Here is a 15862-nt window from a genome sequence, read left to right on the forward strand (position 1 = left end):
AAAGTAAGTCCGTGACTAGGCCAAGAACATCATTTGCGGGTCTTGCAGCAAAGCTTTCAGGTCCTGCATCATCTTAGCCGCATCATAACCATCAATAACCCTGTGGTCACAAGACACAGAGAAGTTCATGACTTTACGCTCTACCACCTGACCGTCTTCCATCACCAATTTCGGGCGAATTTTATTCGGACCGAAAATCGCGACTTCGGGGCGGTTGATAACAGGCGTCGTCACTATCCCGCCTAAGGGGCCCAGAGACGTTAGCGTCGTTGTCGCGCCGCTCATTTCTTCAGGCTTGAGCTTATTATTACGGGCGCCTTCAGCCAAACGGCCTAACTCTTCAGCCATTTTCCAGACAGAGAGCGTCTGGGCTTTTCTCAACACAGGCACGACCAAGCCAATGTCGGTTTGCGTGGCGATACCCAAGTTGAAGTCTGAGAATTGCGAGACATAGCCCTGCTCGTCCATATAACGCGCATTGAATTGCGGCCAATCACGTAGCAAGACAGCCATCGCCCGTATCATGAGCGGAAGCACGGTCAGCTTGGGCTTATCTTCGGATTTTTTCTGATTGATGCGCGCGCGGAAAGCTTCCAGCTCGGTTACGTCTATTTCTTCCACATAGGTGAAATGCGGAATATTGCGTTTGGCTTCCTGCATACGCTGCGCGATGACGCGGCGTAGGCCAATCACCTTGATGCGCGTTTCGCCGTCTTCCGGCTCTGCCGCTTTTTCTAGCAAATCGAGGTCGTCATGCGTGACCTGTCCTTCGCCGCCGCTGGCTTTGGCTTTGGACAAATCAAGACCGGAATCCATGGCGCGTTTACGAACGGCCGGACTCGCCAATACTTTCTCTGAGGATGACTTTTTCTTTGAAGTTGATGGGGGCGTCGACGGTGTTTTCGACGCCGAGGAGGAAGGCTTTGCAGGCGCTTCCGCTTTTTTCGGAGCGTCTTTTGTCTCGCTTTCCGGCGCGGGCGCAGACCCTTCGACTTCCAAAGTTACAAGATGGCCTCCAACGGAAAACACATCCCCCTCTTCACAGCCAAGCGCTAAAATCTTGCCGCTCACCGGGGAGGTAAGCTCGATTGTGGCTTTGTCTGTCATCGCATCCGCAAGAGGCGCGTCTTCTTCGACTTCATCGCCGACAGAAACATGCCAGGCTGTAATTTCGGCTTCAACAACGCCTTCGCCAATATCGGGAAGTTTGAAAATAAACTCTCCCGCTCCGGCAGATGCTGAAGAGCTTTCAGTTTGCTCTATCGCGTCATCCTCGGACGTTTCTTCTGTCTCTTCGTCTAGGGCGACCTCACCTTCAGTTTCCAAAACGACCAAATGACCGCCAACAGAGAATACGTCGCCCTCTTCACACCCAAGGGATTTAACAACGCCTTCCACGGGCGAAGTAAGCTCAATGGTCGCCTTATCCGTCATCGCGTCGGCTAGAGGCGCGTCTTCTTCGACTTTATCACCGACAGAAACATGCCACGCCGTAATCTCGGCTTCGACAACGCCTTCGCCGATATCCGGCAGTTTGAAAATAAATTCGCCCATAATTTAAGCGGCCTTCATGACAGTTTTGACGGCCCGTGTCAGACGTTTCTGTCCCGGGAAGAATGCCCATTCCTGCGCGTGCGGATAAGGCGTATCCCACCCTGTCACGCGCTGAATAGGGGCTTCAAGGTAATAAAAACAGTGTTCCTGAACAAGAGCGGAGAGTTCCCCGCCAAAGCCGGAGGTGCGTGTCGCTTCGTGGATGATAACGCAACGTCCTGTTTTCTTCACGGATTCGACAATTGCGTCGAGGTCGAGCGGCAATAAAGATCGAAGATCCAGAACATCCGCGCTGATGCCCATATTCTTCACAACCGCCTCAGCAACCCAAACCATAGTGCCATAAGCCAAGATAGTGAGATCATTGCCTTCGGTAATTTTGCGGGCCTTTGCCAGAGGCACAGTATAATGACCTTCAGGAACTTCGCCGAGCTCATGGCTTTTCCAACCAACGGACGGTTTCTGATGGTCGCCATCAAATGGGCCATTATATAGCCGTTTGGGCTCCAGGAATAAAACCGGGTCATTGTCTTCAATCGCCGAAATCAAAAGACCTTTCGCGTCATATGGATTTGACGGAATGACAGTTTTCAAACCGGAAATATGCGTGAACAGCGCTTCGGGGCTTTGACTGTGCGTTGTGCCGCCATAGATGCCGCCGCCAACAGGTGTGCGGATGGTCAAAGGCGCGGTGAAATCGCCATTTGAGCGATAGCGGAGACGCGAAGCCTCAGACGCAATCTGGTCATAAGCCGGATAGATATAATCGGCGAACTGGATTTCCGCGACAGGCCGCAGGCCGTTGGCCGCCATACCGATCGCAATACCGACAATACCGCCCTCGGAAATCGGCGTATCAAAACAGCGGTGAAGGCCATGCTTTTCCTGTAGTCCAGCCGTGCAGCGGAACACCCCGCCGAAATAGCCGACATCTTCGCCGAAAACCAAGACGTCGCGGTCTTCGGTCATTTTTACATCCATCGCGTCGCGGATGGCTTCGATCATGCTCATTTTAGCCATTAGTCTATCTCCCCCTGAAACATCTCTCTTTGACGAAGAAGGTGATCTGGCTCTGTTTCATAAACTTGTTCAAACATCGTGCTATCAGGAAGTTGCGTGGAATTGGCAACGGAGCCCATGGCTTCGGCCGCCTTGAAAGTTTCGCGAACTTCTTTTTTCAGCTCTTCGGCTAAGGCCTCATGTTTTTCTTCAGTCCATTCATCGATATGGATGAGGTGATTCTTCAGGCGCTCCACCGGATCGCCAAACGGCCAGACATCGCCTTCATTTTCCGGGCGATACTTAGACGGGTCATCCGACGTGGAATGACCTTCTTTGCGGTAAGTGTAATGCTCAATAATTGTTGCGCCGCCGCCTTGGCGCGCGCGATCCGCCGCCCACTTGGTCGCCGCATACACAGCCAGCAGGTCATTACCGTCGACCCGCAATGTCGCGAGGCCGTAGCCCGTTCCGCGGGCGGCAAAAGTTTCACCGCGGCCCGCCGCGATACCTTGGAAACTGGAAATCGCCCACTGATTATTCACGACGTTAATAATGCACGGCGCGCGGTAAGTAGACGCAAAGTTTAGTGCATAATGGAAGTCACCTTCGGCGGTTGCGCCCTCGCCCGTGAAGACAGAGGCAATACCGTCTGTATTTTTATAAGCTTCGGCCATCGCCCAGCCGACGCCCTGAATAAGCTGCGTCGCCAAATTGCCAGAGATCGAAAAGAAACCGTGTTTCTTGAAAGAGTAGAGAACTGGGATAGACTTGCCGTCTAGCGGATCACCGGAATTTGAAAGAACCTGACACATCATTTCTTTCATGGACGCGCCGCGGGCAATCAAAATGCCTTGCTGGCGATAGGTCGGGAACGTCATATCTTCATCACGGAGCGCCATAGCGTGGCCCACGCTAACGGCTTCTTCGCCGGTGGACTTCATATAAAAGCTCATTTTGCCCTGACGCTGCATCGTAAACATGCGCTCATCCATCGCGCGGGTGCGCATCATGTGGCGCAGGCCCTCACGCATTTGATCTGCGGACAGGTCCGGTTTCCAGTCACCGTCCGCTTCGCCGTTAAAGCGAAGGACGCGAATAAGCTTCAGCGCGTGCTCAACGGTATCATGCGCGTCGCAGAGCGGGTCGGGGCGCGAAGGGGAATGGTTCGTCGGAATCGAAATATGAGAATAGTCCGGCGTATCTCCCGGACGAAATTGCGGCTCCGGCACAAAGAGCTTTGATTGATTGGAAAGATTTCGCTCTGCTCGAGCTTTATTTTCAGCTGACTGACCCATTCTATCCCTTTTAGCGGTTTTTCGCGTTATTCTTATCACATTTACGTGCAATCCACCGTAATCGTTGCGGAAAGATTGACTTTGGAATGTAATTTATCCAAAAATCACGCTATAATCATAACGCTTTACAGCTATAACAAGGGACAGACGCTAATTTTTTGCGTAAATTCTTAGTATCAGAGGTTCACATGCCCGAAATTATCGACAACATCGACGCCAAAATTCTGCACTTAATCCAGAATAATGCCGGATTATCCGTCGCGGATATCTCTGAACAAGTCGGGCTTTCCTCTTCCCCTTGCTGGCGGCGCATCAAGCGTATGGAAGAACTCGGCATTATTGAAAACCGTGTTACCATTTTAAACCGCTCTAAACTAGGGCTGGATTTCGAAGTTTTCGTCGCCGTAAAACTCGGTCTTCCCAATCGCGCCAATATGGAAAAATTTGAAAATTCTGTCGCGCGAATGCCGGAAGTTATTCAATGCGCCGTTGTGACAGGAGCCGTGGATTTCATGCTGCGTATCGTGACGAAAGATATGCACTCTTACGAGGATTTTCTGCGCGAAACCCTTCTCTCCATTGATCTCATTTCAGATGTTCAGTCGCGCATTGTCCTGCGCCAGAGCAAGGACACGAATGCGATACCCTTAAACCTTATAAGCAATGCTGTGCCTCGCCATTAGCCTATTTCTTCATTTACGGTAAAATCTTCCCGTGACGACCCCTTTTGAGGTCGCTTTTGTTGACTTAGAGGTGCAGCGGCCTTAACCGCACAGTTTGTTTAAGCTGTCATTTATTGCGGAAAGTTTGTCATGCCCGTTCCCGTTATTGTCCTCAACTTCGGCCACAGCGTTTTGCGGACACTAGAAGATTACACCAATGCGGCCTCAGAGATTTACCGGCATTACCGACAAGGCCAAAACGTGGTCGCCGTTACCTCCGCGCAAGGCGACCAAAGCGATGTTTTGCTCGCCGAAGCCCGTCGAATTGGCCCCGAAGGTCAAGCTAAGAACCTACCAGAACTTATTCAACTCGGTGAACGCCGCTCCGCCGCTCTTTTAGCGCTCGCGCTGGAGCGTATCGGCGCCCCAGCATTTGTGCGCCAAGCCCGTGATTTGGGCCTCACCGCAAAAGGGAGTTCGACGGAGGCAGAGCTAACCGGGTTAGACGCCGACCAACTCCACCAGGATTTGAAAGATCATGATATTGTCGTAATGCCCGGCTATGTGGCAATTGGCGATAAGGACCGAACTGTTCTTCTCGGCCAAGGCGGATCGGATTTGACGGCTTTGTTCGTGGCGGACCAAATCGACTCCCCGGCCCTGCTTCTCAAAGATGTCGACGGCGTTTACGCCCGCGACCCGAAACAATCCGGAGACAGTCCAGAGCGTTACAGCGATATCAGCTGGGACGACATGGCAAAAGTCGCCGGCCCGCTTGTCGAACCCAAAGCCTTGGGGTTTGCCAAAAAGCACGAACAATCTTTCCGTATCGGGCGGCCCGGCATCCCGCTTTACACTACCATCGGCTCAAAAACAGGCCCGCTTTCTGCGGCCCCGAAGTTTAAAAAACTGCGCGTCGCTATGATGGGCTGCGGCGTCGTCGGCGGCGGTGTGTTCCGGCGGATGAAAGCCTCCCCCGATAAGTTCGAGATGGTCAAAATCATGGTGCGCGATATCGAAAAATATATCGACCAAGGCTATAGTCCCGACCTACTGACAACAGAATTTGACGACCTCGCGGCGGCCAAGCCGGATATCTTTATTGATGTCTCCGGCGGTATAGAACCTGCTCTATCAAACACTCGCGCTATGATTGAGGCGGGCGTTCATGTCGTCAGTGCCAATAAACAAGCCATCGCCAAAGGCGGACGCGAGTTAATTAATCTGGCAGAAAGCAAAGGCGTAGAGCTGCTTTTCTCAGCTTCTGCCGGCGGCGGAATGCCGGTTCTAGAAATGTGCAAACGTGAAAAGGGGCGCATAACCCGCGTTCAGGCTTTGCTTAACGGGACAACCAACTTCATGCTCGGCGAAATCAGCAAGGGACGGTCTTATGAAGACGCTCTGGCCGACGCGCAGGAAAAAGGGTTTGCCGAAGCCGATCCGTCCAATGACGTGAACGGGGCCGATGCCGGCGCTAAAATTCTACTTGTCGCCCTGCTCGGCTTTGACGAAGAAATCACCATTGACGACATCCACCGCGACTCTATCGAAAACTTCAACCCAACGGAGCCGCCAAAGGGATCGATAAAGCGCATCGCGACTGTCTGGAAAGATTCCAACGGGTTCTCGTCCCGGCTCGATTTAAAAGACCTCAGCCTAAATAACTTTTTGGCCAAAGCCGAAGGCGAAGAAGCCCACGCTGTTTTTGATTTTGATGACGGCGATCAATATCGCATCCGCGGCAAAGGCGCCGGGCGTTGGCCGACGACAGAATCGGTCATGGCAGATCTATTCGACATTTCGGCCCTCAATTTATAGACGCGGCTAGCCTTTAGTCTAAGCCGTGCTTTCGGCTTGCTTCAATTCAGTTCGCGCCTGCATTATGATAGAGGCGGCGGATTGCAAGAAGATCGCCGCCATCAATCCAGCGACAATTAAATCCGGCCAAGCAGAGCCCGTAAAGGCTACCGCAAAGCCGGCCAATATAACTCCGACATTTCCGATGGCGTCATTGCGCGAACAAAGCCAAACAGAGCGGACATTTGAATCCCCGTCTCGCCATTTCAAAAGAATGAACACGCTTGCCATATTGGCTAGGAACGCGAGGGCGCCAATCAAACCCATCGTGTGAGCTTCTGGGGCGCCGCCCTCAAAAAACCGTAGACCTGTCGTCACGAGAATAACCAGAGCCATCAGTCCCAGCGACGCGCCTTTAAAAAGCGAGGCCAAAGCACGCGTTCTTACCGCTGCACCAATGACAGCGAGACTAATCGCATAGGTTACAGAATCCCCGGCAAAATCGAGGGCGTCAGCTTTTAGCGCTTGGGATTGAGACGAGAACCCAGCGGCCATTTCAACGAAAAACATCACCGCATTAATTAAAATGACAGCTATAAGCGCTCGCTTATACCCCTTTGAGAGTCCGGTGAAGACTTGTGGTTCGCAACATTTTCCCATGGGTCAGACTAACATTTTCTCCCCTCAGTTTGACAAGGGAGAAATGTATCTCATGCGCATATGAAAATATTTTAAAGAACAGGCCTTGATATCATCAGCCAGACAATTCCAAGGACGGCAAAGAATGCTGGAAATCCGCAAGCAAACCATATTCGATATAACTTGAAATAGCGTGTCGGCAATACGTGACCATTGAGCATAGCATTTCGCGCTAAATCCCTCATCTGCTGTTGCATCCAGACCACAGGCAACCAAAATAAGCCAACCAATACATACAATATGAGTGACCATAGCACCCAGCCATGCATTATGGGCCAGCCGATCGATTTTGCGAGTAATATCCCTGTTATGGGCTGTATGATAACGGCGGAGGCTGTGAAAACCCAATCCGCGACCACCACTATGCCTGCAGTATGAGCGATCAGTTTCACGTCGCCCGTCCGGTGGGCCATCACCATAAAAAATGCGATGCCTGCCCCGGTCCCGAGCAAGACTGTTGCGCCGATCACATGCGCCCATCTTAAAAGATCAATCCACATTCTACCGCTCCTCCGCTAGGCTTGCGATGACCAGGGCGAGAGCAATAGCGGGAAAGACTTTTACCATCGGCCCCAATGGATCGCTCCAAAGGTGCGGGGTCAAAACGGCACTCGCGATGAGATACCCTACAGCTACGAGAATTGAGAAAAGACTCATGAAACGGGTCAATGGTCGGAATAAAACTAAAAGACCGATACCAATATCTATAAGAGATCCCAACAAAACAGATAAAATAGCGGTAGTTTCCGGCAAAGCCCCCTCAAGGATAGCCACGGCCTTATCCTGTTGGAACATGCCTATGACGCCTGAAGTAAGCCAAAACGCTGACATGGTGATCAGCAGCAAAGGAAATAAGAGCTTTGCGCGCGCATAGAGTCTTTCCTGCGCCGTAGGAGGCAGGTCTTTTAAACTTCGTTTCAAACTTTGCGGAACGTGACCCGTCTCGTGTGTCCAAGGCGCCGGATCGCCCGTGACGTTTTGAGTAAGCACTTTCAGAGATGTGGAACGCAAGGACGAACGCCATCCCAACCACCCCGCAAAATCAGCTATTTTAGAGACCATACCTCCCACCCAGTTTGGGACAGATATAACGAAAGCGGGCTTGGTAAATCCAAGCCAAGCTCGAAAGCTGAGAATTAGTTCGGTGAGTGTCTGGGAACCTTCTTCAACGAGATCGAAATCCTGCCCGGCCAAGCTGTCTTCGCCAAGGGCGACGGAAACTGCATAGGCTACGTCGCGAACGGAGATTGTCTGAATCCGGGCATTTGGCATGACCAGCGGTTGAATGAGCGGAAATGCAGCCAGCATACGCAGCAGGCTTGTTCCGCCATACGCGTTCGGCGAAATGACAAGGCCGGGTCTTAAAATTGTCCACTTCAAACGGCTCTTTTTCAACGCCTCATCTGCTGCAGCCTTGGTTTGATAAAAAAGAGTTTCTGCAGACCTCGTAGCGCCCGGCGCAGATATTTGGATAAATTTTGCAACCCCTTTTTGCTCACAGGCTTTGATCAAGGCCTTGATGGAATCGCGCTGCGTTGCCGCGACATTATCCTTCAATCCATTTTGTAAAATTCCGGCAGCATTTACCACCGCATCAATATGATCGAGATGTTCGAGCCAGTCTTTTGGGTCAGTTAGTTTGGATATATCGGCTGAAATCCAAGCTGCCTCGGGTAGAAACTTTCTGCCCTTTTTGGCCGACCTGGCCAATCCGGTAACTTGATTCCCCTGTTTCAATAGGGATTTAGAAACCGCCAGCCCTATCAGGCCATACCCGCCAAGCACTAATACACGCAATTGCCCCTGCCCTTCGAAACGTCTCGGCAGTCAAAATGATACGTCAGTTGATTTCGCAAATCGGCCTCAAACTAAAACGGTAGAATGCTCCGCTTCTTTGTATAGCTCGTATAGCCGACATTGGCGCCGAGGCGAAGGCCTACGCCTGTTCGAACCGGGGCGAGGGTGATTCCGTTTGCCGCCTGATAATTAATCGCCATACCGGCGACAAGGTAAGCCGATCCGTCCACACCCGGAAAACGGCGATACACATTGACGGGGTCTTCCAAACCGTAAACGAGTGTGAAAACTTTTCCGGCTTCCGCCCCCACATCAAACCCGACGGTCGGACCTTGCCAAAAAACTTCTGCTGTGCGTCCGTCTTTCATCCAAAGCGTACCTTTGCCGTAACGCGCGCCAATGGTCAGTGCGCCGCCGCCCTCTTCGCCCGTGATATAGGCCGTCGGACGCCCGCGCTCTTTAAACAGACGCTCAATCGCGGAGGCCGCGCTTTCACTTGTGACGCCCAAATGTGTGGAAATCGCCGCGACAACTTCATTTTCATTGTAGCTTTCGGCTTGCGCCTCAGACTTGGCCTGGGCGTTCCGAATATCACTATTGGCATTGGGGTTATTCGGCGCGGTCGCGCAGGCGGAAAGTAACAAGACAGCGGCGGAAAACGTCGCGACGGATTGCAGGACAGAATTAAACATAAGGGGCCTCATTCATTTCCGGCCAACGTCTGGCTTTATAGTTAATAAATAACAAAAATACGCTGCGAATGAGCAAGAGTTAATGTGTGAGGCAGGCTGAAACTGACGAACAATTTTCCTGAATAAGATGAACCCGAGACTATAGGGGGGCAACAAGTCTCGGGTTCTAAGCTCAAGTAAAGGGAGGAACTTGAGATAGGGACGCTAATTTAAAGCGTTAGGCAGTGTATATAGGCTCGATTGTGGTTTGCATAATCGATTGATTCTATCATCTTGATAGATTTACTCTATCTATTAAGCTCAGCATATGAACCTCAGAGATTTAGATTATATTTGCGCGGTTGCCGACATTGGCCATTTTGGACAAGCGGCTGAAGCCTGCTATGTCAGCCAGCCGACACTGTCAGGGCAGATCAAAAAGCTAGAGGCCGAATTAGGGGTCACTCTTTTTGAACGAAGCCACAAAGGCATTCGCGTGACGGGAATCGGGAAAGAAATTATCGCCATTGCTCGGGACGCCAGAGACGCCGCGCAGCGCATCAAAGACGTGGCCGCCATGGCGCAAGATCCCCTGGCCGGAACATTATCCCTCGGCCTGATCCCAACCATTGCGCCTTATTTAATTCCGCGCTTTGTCACGAAACTCCAAACCACGCTCCCCAATATGACCATTCATTATCGCGAAGATATTACCGACCGACTGAACGAAGCATTAGTCATGGGAGACCTGGATGTGGCGGTGTTAGCCACGCCTCCGATGGAAGATAGCTTAGACGCTATAGAGCTTTACGTAGAACCTTTCTGGCTTTTATTTCCCAAAGACCATGAGCTGGCAAACCTCGAAAAAGTTTCCATGGCAGATGTGAAAGACGAAGATGTCCTATTGCTAACCGAAGGACATTGTTTCCGCGATCAAGCGTTATCCATTTGCCGACCCGCGCAAAAACGGCGGCAGCAAAGCCTGCGGGCCACCAGTCTTGAAACGCTCATCAATCTTGTGGCCTCGGGGCAAGGGGTTACTCTCGTGCCGGCCCTGGCCATGCGCGGCGGTTGGATTTCGGAATTAGACCTCAGCTCTCATAGACTGACAGATAAAGGCGCTTCACGTCAGATATATCTGACCTATCGAAAGCGTTTTCCGCGCCAAAAAGCCATTCAGGCATTGGCTGAGGTTATCCGCGAAGGGTTACCGGAGTCCTTTTGATTAAATAAAAAAAGCCGCACGACCCGAAGGGCGCACGGCTTGCTTCAAACATTAGGCTTTTCTAAGCGGCTTTTTCGTCCGCGTGCTTGCTGTCATCGCTTAGGTCAAAGCGGTCATTGTTCATGACTTTCGTCCAAGCTTTTGCAAATTCACGAATGAACGCTTCTTCGCCGTCACTTGCGCCGTAGAACTCACTGAGAGCGCGGAGTTCGGAATTAGACCCGAAGATTAGATCAGCGCGTGTAGCGGTAAATTTCTTCTCGCCTGTTTTTCGGTCTTTGCCGACGAAGTTCATTTCATTTCCGTCAGTGTCTTCCCAAACTGTGCCCATATCGAGCAAATTGACGAAGAAGTCGTTTGACAGAACGCCGGGTCGGTCGGTGAACATGCCGTCCTTACTGTCTTTATAATTCGCCCCGAGCACGCGAAGGCCGCCAATCAACACCGTCATCTGCGGGGCCGTGAGGTCCAGCAACTGCGCGCGGTCAACCATAAGCGCTTCGACAGGAATGGAATAATCCGCTTTAACATAATTGCGGAAACCATCGGCTTGCGGCTCTAATACGTCATAGGACTCGGCATCTGTCATATCTTGAGATGCATCCATACGGCCTGGAATGAACTCGACACTTATGTCGTGCCCGCCGTCCTTGGCAGCCTTTTCTACCGCAGCCGTCCCGCCGAGAACAATGAGGTCTGCCATAGAGACTTTCTTACCGCCATCGGCTTTTCCGTTGAAATCCGATCGAATGCCTTCCAAAACCTTTAACACGCGTTTCAGATTATCAGGCTCGTTGACGTCCCAGTTCACCGCGGGTTCCAGACGAATACGCGCGCCGTTGGCGCCGCCGCGCTTGTCGGAGTTACGATAATGACCGGCCGAAGCCCAAGCCGTCTTGACGAGATCGGAGAGGCTCAAATCGCTCTTCAAAATAGTCTTCTTTAGCTCCGCCACATCGGCGTCACCTATGACGGGGTGGTCGCAAGCCGGAATCGGGTCTTGCCAAAGCAAATCTTCCTTTGGAACTTCCGGGCCGACATAACGGACCTTTGGCCCCATATCCCGGTGGGTAAGTTTAAACCAAGCCCGCGCGAAGACATCCGCGAAGTCATCCGGATTCTTCTGGAACCGCTCGGAAATCTTGCGGTAATCAGGATCCACTTTCATCGCCATATCTGCCGTGGTCATCATAGGCGGGTTCCCTTTTGACTCGTCATGAGCGTCGGGGACGATGTTATGAAGGTCCCGGTCAACAGGCTGCCATTGATGCGCGCCGGCCGGGGATTTTGTTAGCTCCCATTCATGGTCCAGCAGCATATCGAAATAGCCTTTATTGTCGCCATTTGCCCATTGAGTAGGAGTCGGGGTCCAAGCCCCCTCCAATCCGGACGTAATCGTATGACCGCCGCGACCACTCTCAAATGTGGAGGTCCAGCCCAGACCCTGTTCAAGAATTCCCGCGCCTTCCGGCTCAGCCCCGACCAGGCTGGCATCTCCGGCTCCGTGACATTTACCAAAAGAGTGTCCCCCGGCTGTCAGGGCGACTGTTTCTTCGTCATTCATCGCCATACGCGCGAAAGTTTCGCGGATGTCATGCGCAGAGGCTTGTGGGTCAGGGTTTCCGTCCGGGCCTTCGGGGTTCACATAAATAAGTCCCATCTGCACGGCCGCGAGCGGATTTTCGAGGACACGTTCGCCGGTGTAGCGGCTATTATCTCCGCCGCTCTCTTCCAGCCATTCCGCCTCAGATCCCCAGTAAATATCACTTTCCGGCGTGTAAATATCTTCGCGCCCACCTGCATATCCAAATGTTTTGAAACCCATGCTTTCGAGAGCGACATTCCCAGTCAAAATGAGCAGATCCGCCCAAGAGACAGACTTACCATATTTTTGCTTAATTGGCCAAAGAAGGCGGCGCGCCTTATCCAAATTGGCGTTGTCTGGCCAGCTATTCAGCGGTGCAAAACGTTGTGACCCGGAAGACGATCCTCCGCGGCCATCCGCGGTCCGGTATGTCCCGGCGGCGTGCCACGCCATACGGATAAAGAACGGGCCATAATGCCCCCAATCGGCCGGCCACCATTCTTGACTATCGGTCATCAGGTCATTGAGGTCAGATTTTAATTGATCATAATTTACCGCATTGAAGGCTTCGGCATAATCGAAATCCTCCGCTTCAGGAGAATCCATCCCGTGATGTTGGTGCAAAATAGAAAGATCGAGACGATCAGGCCACCAATCGCGGTTGCCACGCCCCGGGAGCCCACCCCCGCCATGTATTACCGGACATTTTCCACCTGTATTGACTGTCATCTCATTCATCTGGGTCTCCACTGAAAGCGTGTTAAAGTTATAAACCATTCTTAAAGGGCGATATCCCATCGGTCTAATCGATTTTTCCAATAAGAATTATTGGCCCTGCCTATTACGTAGCCGTAGGCCTCATTGAGGGCTTTATGGCACAGCAGAGCAGGCTTGCTTCTCTTTCGCCTTGCGCTAAATAACCCGCAATGACCAATCAAAGTAAAATCCGTAACTTTTCCATTGTGGCCCATATTGACCACGGGAAATCCACTCTGGCTGACCGCTTGATTGCCGTGACAGGCGGTCTGACGGACCGCGAAATGCGCGAGCAAGTGCTCGACAATATGGACATTGAAAAAGAACGCGGCATCACCATCAAGGCCCAGACCGTACGCCTGGAATACAAAGCTAAAGACGGCGAAATTTACATCCTCAATCTAATGGATACGCCGGGTCACGTGGACTTCGCCTATGAAGTCTCCCGCTCGCTTTCCGCTTGCGAAGGCTCTATCCTGGTTGTCGACGCCTCCCAAGGGGTCGAAGCGCAAACCCTCGCCAATGTTTATCAGGCGATCGACCATGACCACGAAATCGTCCCCGTGCTGAACAAAATCGATCTGCCGGCCGCTGATGCCGAGAGGGTCAAAGCCCAAATCGAAGATGTTATCGGGCTGGACACCTCAGACGCGGTGGAATGTTCGGCAAAATCCGGAATCGGCGTTGAAGACGTCTTGGAATCGATCGTGCGCCGCCTCCCCCCACCAGCAGAATCAGACCCGGACGCGCCGCTCAAAGGCATGCTCGTCGATGCGTGGTATGACACCTATATGGGCGTGGTCGTTCTGTTCCGCGTTATGGAAGGCACGATCAAAAAAGGCATGCGCATTCGCACGATGAACACGGGCGCGAGTTATACCGTCGATAAAGTCGGTGTGTTCAAACCCAAACCGACCGATGTGGCGTCTGTGGGGCCGGGCGAAGTCGGGTTCTTCACCGCCTCTATCAAAGAAGTCGCGGACGCGGCGGTGGGCGATACCGTCACCGAAGACAAACGCCCGACCGAAAAAGCCTTGCCCGGGTTTAAACCGGCCCAGCCCGTTGTGTTCTGCGGAATCTTCCCGGTCGATGCGGCGGATTTTGATGATTTGCGCGACGCCATGGGCCGCCTGCGCCTCAATGATGCAAGTTTCTCATACGAAATGGAAACATCAGCCGCGCTCGGCTTTGGTTTCCGCTGCGGCTTCCTCGGACTATTGCATCTCGAGATTATTCAGGAGCGTCTCGAGCGTGAATTTGACCTCGACCTGATCACGACCGCCCCGTCCGTTGTTTACACGCTGAATATGCGCGACGGCGAAGACATCCAGCTTCATAACCCGGCCGACATGCCGGACGTCATGCATATTGAGAGCATTCAAGAGCCCTGGATCAAAGCGACCATTATGACGCCGGATGATTATCTCGGCGGCATTTTGAAACTCTGCCAAGACAGACGCGGCATTCAAACCGCGCTCACCTATGTCGGGCAGCGCGCCATGGTAGAATATGAGCTCCCGCTCAATGAAGTTGTGTTTGATTTTTACGATCGGCTCAAATCTGTCTCCAAAGGCTATGCCAGTTTTGACTATCAGGGCATCGGCCTGCGCGAAGGCGATTTGGTCAAAATGTCTATTCTGGTCAATGACGATCCGGTTGATGCGCTCTCTATGCTCGTCCACAGAAACAACGCCGAAGGGCGGGGACGACAGATGGTGGAGCGCCTAAAAGACCTCATCCCGCGTCATATGTTTAAAATCCCGGTTCAAGCCGCCATCGGCGGACGCATCATCGCCCGCGAAACCATTGCCGCGATGCGCAAAGACGTCACCGCGAAATGCTATGGCGGTGACGCCAGCCGGAAACGCAAACTGCTGGATAAGCAAAAAAAGGGTAAGAAGCGGATGCGCCAATTCGGTAAAGTCGAAATCCCGCAAGAAGCCTTTATCGCGGCGCTTAAAATGGACGATTCCTGAAATTGATTTGGGAAATCAATTTCAGGAACCGTGAAGCGTGAGCGACAGCGAACACGATGTCTCATCGGCGTGACATGCTAAAACCTTATTTTAGGAAGGTCTGCTCCGCGAAGTAGATAATACGCTGATGCCTCCAGCCCCGTATGAGTTTGAGTCACTTAGAAACTAATTTAATGCCTAAATTTAAATCCGAAAAAGAAAGCCCAAGATGGAAATTTTCGAAATAGGCCAAATCGTCCGCCTTAAATCCGGTGGTCCAAAAATGACGATCAAAGGCGCAGACGCCGGCGCTTGGGCGTGCCAATGGTTTGATAGAAACGGCAAACTCCACAACGATACCTTCCCCGAAGATATGCTGGATATTTTCGTTAAGAAGCGTCACGCGTCAGGGTTTGGGGAGTAGATCATTTTTAGCAAGAACTGCGGCTTCGCGGTTCTGCGCAACCCCCTTGCCAAATTCCGAATTGAGCAGAGGATATGTGCTCCGCTCAAACTTCCTGTTTCGGGAATTGAACTCTAGAGCCTGTGATTTTGCGGGTCGCGAGCGGGTATCGGAAAGTCAGATCATGTCCAAGGGCAGTAATCAGCGTAGCCATCGGGAAGCTAAGAAACCGAAAAAGTTAAAACCAAAGACAAAGCGGCGGCCGCGGCCGAGGCGAGAAAGTCCTCTATCTCGGTTGGTGGAAAGAAAATGAGTTAGGCCTCTTTCAGGGGGGCGATTGACCCAAGAGACGCCGCTGCTATTGATATCTACGACAAGTCGTTGACTTCCCCTCCACCGCCGGGGCGGGGGAGGTGTCGCCGTAGGTGACGGAGGGGGNANGCGAAAGGGGCGTCTTTGGA

At 52.2% G+C, this 15862-nt stretch carries 13 protein-coding genes; 5 read left to right on the forward strand and 8 right to left on the reverse strand.

Features of this window, described 5'->3' with window-relative positions; all coding sequences use genetic code 11:
- Positions 1-15 precede the first annotated feature (15 nt).
- From ACNA05_RS04000 to ACNA05_RS04010, 3 genes are read right to left on the reverse strand one after another with little or no spacing between them, the layout of a single operon-like run.
- Complete coding sequence (locus ACNA05_RS04000; protein WP_415810080.1) at positions 16-1554, reverse strand: 2-oxo acid dehydrogenase subunit E2; 1539 nt, start codon at positions 1552-1554, stop codon at positions 16-18.
- 3 nt (positions 1555-1557) lie between these two features.
- The gene (locus ACNA05_RS04005) at positions 1558-2574 is read right to left on the reverse strand and encodes an alpha-ketoacid dehydrogenase subunit beta (RefSeq protein WP_415810081.1); all 1017 of its coding nucleotides are present in this window, start codon (positions 2572-2574) and stop codon (positions 1558-1560) included.
- On the reverse strand, positions 2574-3851 hold the full coding sequence (locus ACNA05_RS04010) for a thiamine pyrophosphate-dependent enzyme (RefSeq protein ID WP_415810082.1): 1278 nt from the start codon (positions 3849-3851) through the stop codon (positions 2574-2576). The genes ACNA05_RS04005 and ACNA05_RS04010 overlap by 1 nt, the downstream gene beginning before the upstream one ends.
- A gap of 188 nt (positions 3852-4039) precedes the next feature.
- On the opposite strand from ACNA05_RS04010, the gene ACNA05_RS04015 reads away from it, so the two are divergent.
- Positions 4040-4534 (forward strand): Lrp/AsnC family transcriptional regulator, encoded by a 495-nt coding sequence (locus tag ACNA05_RS04015; protein ID WP_415810083.1) that lies wholly within the window; start codon positions 4040-4042, stop codon positions 4532-4534.
- 129 nt (positions 4535-4663) lie between these two features.
- Positions 4664-6331, forward strand: coding sequence for a homoserine dehydrogenase (locus ACNA05_RS04020; protein WP_415810084.1), 1668 nt, complete (start codon positions 4664-4666; stop codon positions 6329-6331).
- 18 nt (positions 6332-6349) lie between these two features.
- Here ACNA05_RS04020 and ACNA05_RS04025 read toward each other — a convergent pair whose 3' ends face one another.
- The 4 genes from ACNA05_RS04025 to ACNA05_RS04040 all read right to left on the reverse strand — a co-directional run bounded on the left by ACNA05_RS04025 (position 6350) and on the right by ACNA05_RS04040 (position 9498).
- Positions 6350-6970, reverse strand: coding sequence for a cation efflux transmembrane domain-containing protein (locus ACNA05_RS04025; protein ID WP_415810085.1), 621 nt, complete (start codon positions 6968-6970; stop codon positions 6350-6352).
- A 71-nt stretch (positions 6971-7041) separates the two neighbouring features.
- Positions 7042-7509 carry a DUF2269 family protein gene (locus ACNA05_RS04030; protein WP_415810086.1) on the reverse strand — a complete coding sequence of 156 codons (468 nt, stop codon included), beginning with the start codon at positions 7507-7509 and terminating at the stop codon, positions 7042-7044.
- Between the two features lies 1 nt (position 7510).
- On the reverse strand, positions 7511-8806 hold the full coding sequence (locus ACNA05_RS04035; protein WP_415810087.1) for an SDR family oxidoreductase: 1296 nt from the start codon (positions 8804-8806) through the stop codon (positions 7511-7513).
- A 71-nt stretch (positions 8807-8877) separates the two neighbouring features.
- The gene (locus tag ACNA05_RS04040) at positions 8878-9498 is read right to left on the reverse strand and encodes a DUF1134 domain-containing protein (protein WP_415810088.1); all 621 of its coding nucleotides are present in this window, start codon (positions 9496-9498) and stop codon (positions 8878-8880) included.
- A gap of 307 nt (positions 9499-9805) precedes the next feature.
- On the opposite strand from ACNA05_RS04040, the gene ACNA05_RS04045 reads away from it, so the two are divergent.
- Positions 9806-10702, forward strand: a complete 897-nt coding sequence (locus tag ACNA05_RS04045) for a hydrogen peroxide-inducible genes activator (RefSeq protein WP_415810089.1) — start codon at positions 9806-9808, stop codon at positions 10700-10702.
- Positions 10703-10763: 61 nt separating this feature from the next.
- On the opposite strand, the gene katG is transcribed toward ACNA05_RS04045, so the two are convergent.
- Positions 10764-13025, reverse strand: coding sequence for a catalase/peroxidase HPI (gene katG / locus ACNA05_RS04050; protein ID WP_415810090.1), 2262 nt, complete (start codon positions 13023-13025; stop codon positions 10764-10766).
- Positions 13026-13213: 188 nt separating this feature from the next.
- On the opposite strand from katG, the gene lepA reads away from it, so the two are divergent.
- Entirely contained in the window at positions 13214-15019 is a 1806-nt protein-coding gene (gene lepA, locus ACNA05_RS04055) for a translation elongation factor 4 (RefSeq protein WP_415810091.1), read from the forward strand.
- 208 nt (positions 15020-15227) lie between these two features.
- Complete coding sequence (locus ACNA05_RS04060) at positions 15228-15422, forward strand: YodC family protein (protein WP_415810092.1); 195 nt, start codon at positions 15228-15230, stop codon at positions 15420-15422.
- Positions 15423-15862 lie beyond the last annotated feature (440 nt).

The organism is Litorimonas haliclonae, assembly GCF_965138505.1.
GTDB classification, from domain to species: Bacteria; Pseudomonadota; Alphaproteobacteria; order Caulobacterales; family Maricaulaceae; genus Litorimonas; species Litorimonas haliclonae.

What these genes read in the sequence shown, in the direction of transcription:
- ACNA05_RS04000 (WP_415810080.1), bottom strand. Translation starts at nt 1,554, where the DNA reads ATGGGCGAATTTATTTTCAAACTGCCGGATATCGGCGAAGGCGTTGTC.
- ACNA05_RS04005 (WP_415810081.1), bottom strand. Translation starts at nt 2,574, where the DNA reads ATGGCTAAAATGAGCATGATCGAAGCCATCCGCGACGCGATGGATGTA.
- ACNA05_RS04010 (WP_415810082.1), bottom strand. Translation starts at nt 3,851, where the DNA reads ATGGGTCAGTCAGCTGAAAATAAAGCTCGAGCAGAGCGAAATCTTTCC.
- ACNA05_RS04015 (WP_415810083.1), top strand. Translation starts at nt 4,040, where the DNA reads ATGCCCGAAATTATCGACAACATCGACGCCAAAATTCTGCACTTAATC.
- ACNA05_RS04020 (WP_415810084.1), top strand. Translation starts at nt 4,664, where the DNA reads ATGCCCGTTCCCGTTATTGTCCTCAACTTCGGCCACAGCGTTTTGCGG.
- ACNA05_RS04025 (WP_415810085.1), bottom strand. Translation starts at nt 6,970, where the DNA reads ATGGGAAAATGTTGCGAACCACAAGTCTTCACCGGACTCTCAAAGGGG.
- ACNA05_RS04030 (WP_415810086.1), bottom strand. Translation starts at nt 7,509, where the DNA reads ATGTGGATTGATCTTTTAAGATGGGCGCATGTGATCGGCGCAACAGTC.
- ACNA05_RS04040 (WP_415810088.1), bottom strand. Translation starts at nt 9,498, where the DNA reads ATGTTTAATTCTGTCCTGCAATCCGTCGCGACGTTTTCCGCCGCTGTC.
- ACNA05_RS04045 (WP_415810089.1), top strand. Translation starts at nt 9,806, where the DNA reads ATGAACCTCAGAGATTTAGATTATATTTGCGCGGTTGCCGACATTGGC.
- katG (WP_415810090.1), bottom strand. Translation starts at nt 13,025, where the DNA reads ATGAATGAGATGACAGTCAATACAGGTGGAAAATGTCCGGTAATACAT.
- lepA (WP_415810091.1), top strand. Translation starts at nt 13,214, where the DNA reads ATGACCAATCAAAGTAAAATCCGTAACTTTTCCATTGTGGCCCATATT.
- ACNA05_RS04060 (WP_415810092.1), top strand. Translation starts at nt 15,228, where the DNA reads ATGGAAATTTTCGAAATAGGCCAAATCGTCCGCCTTAAATCCGGTGGT.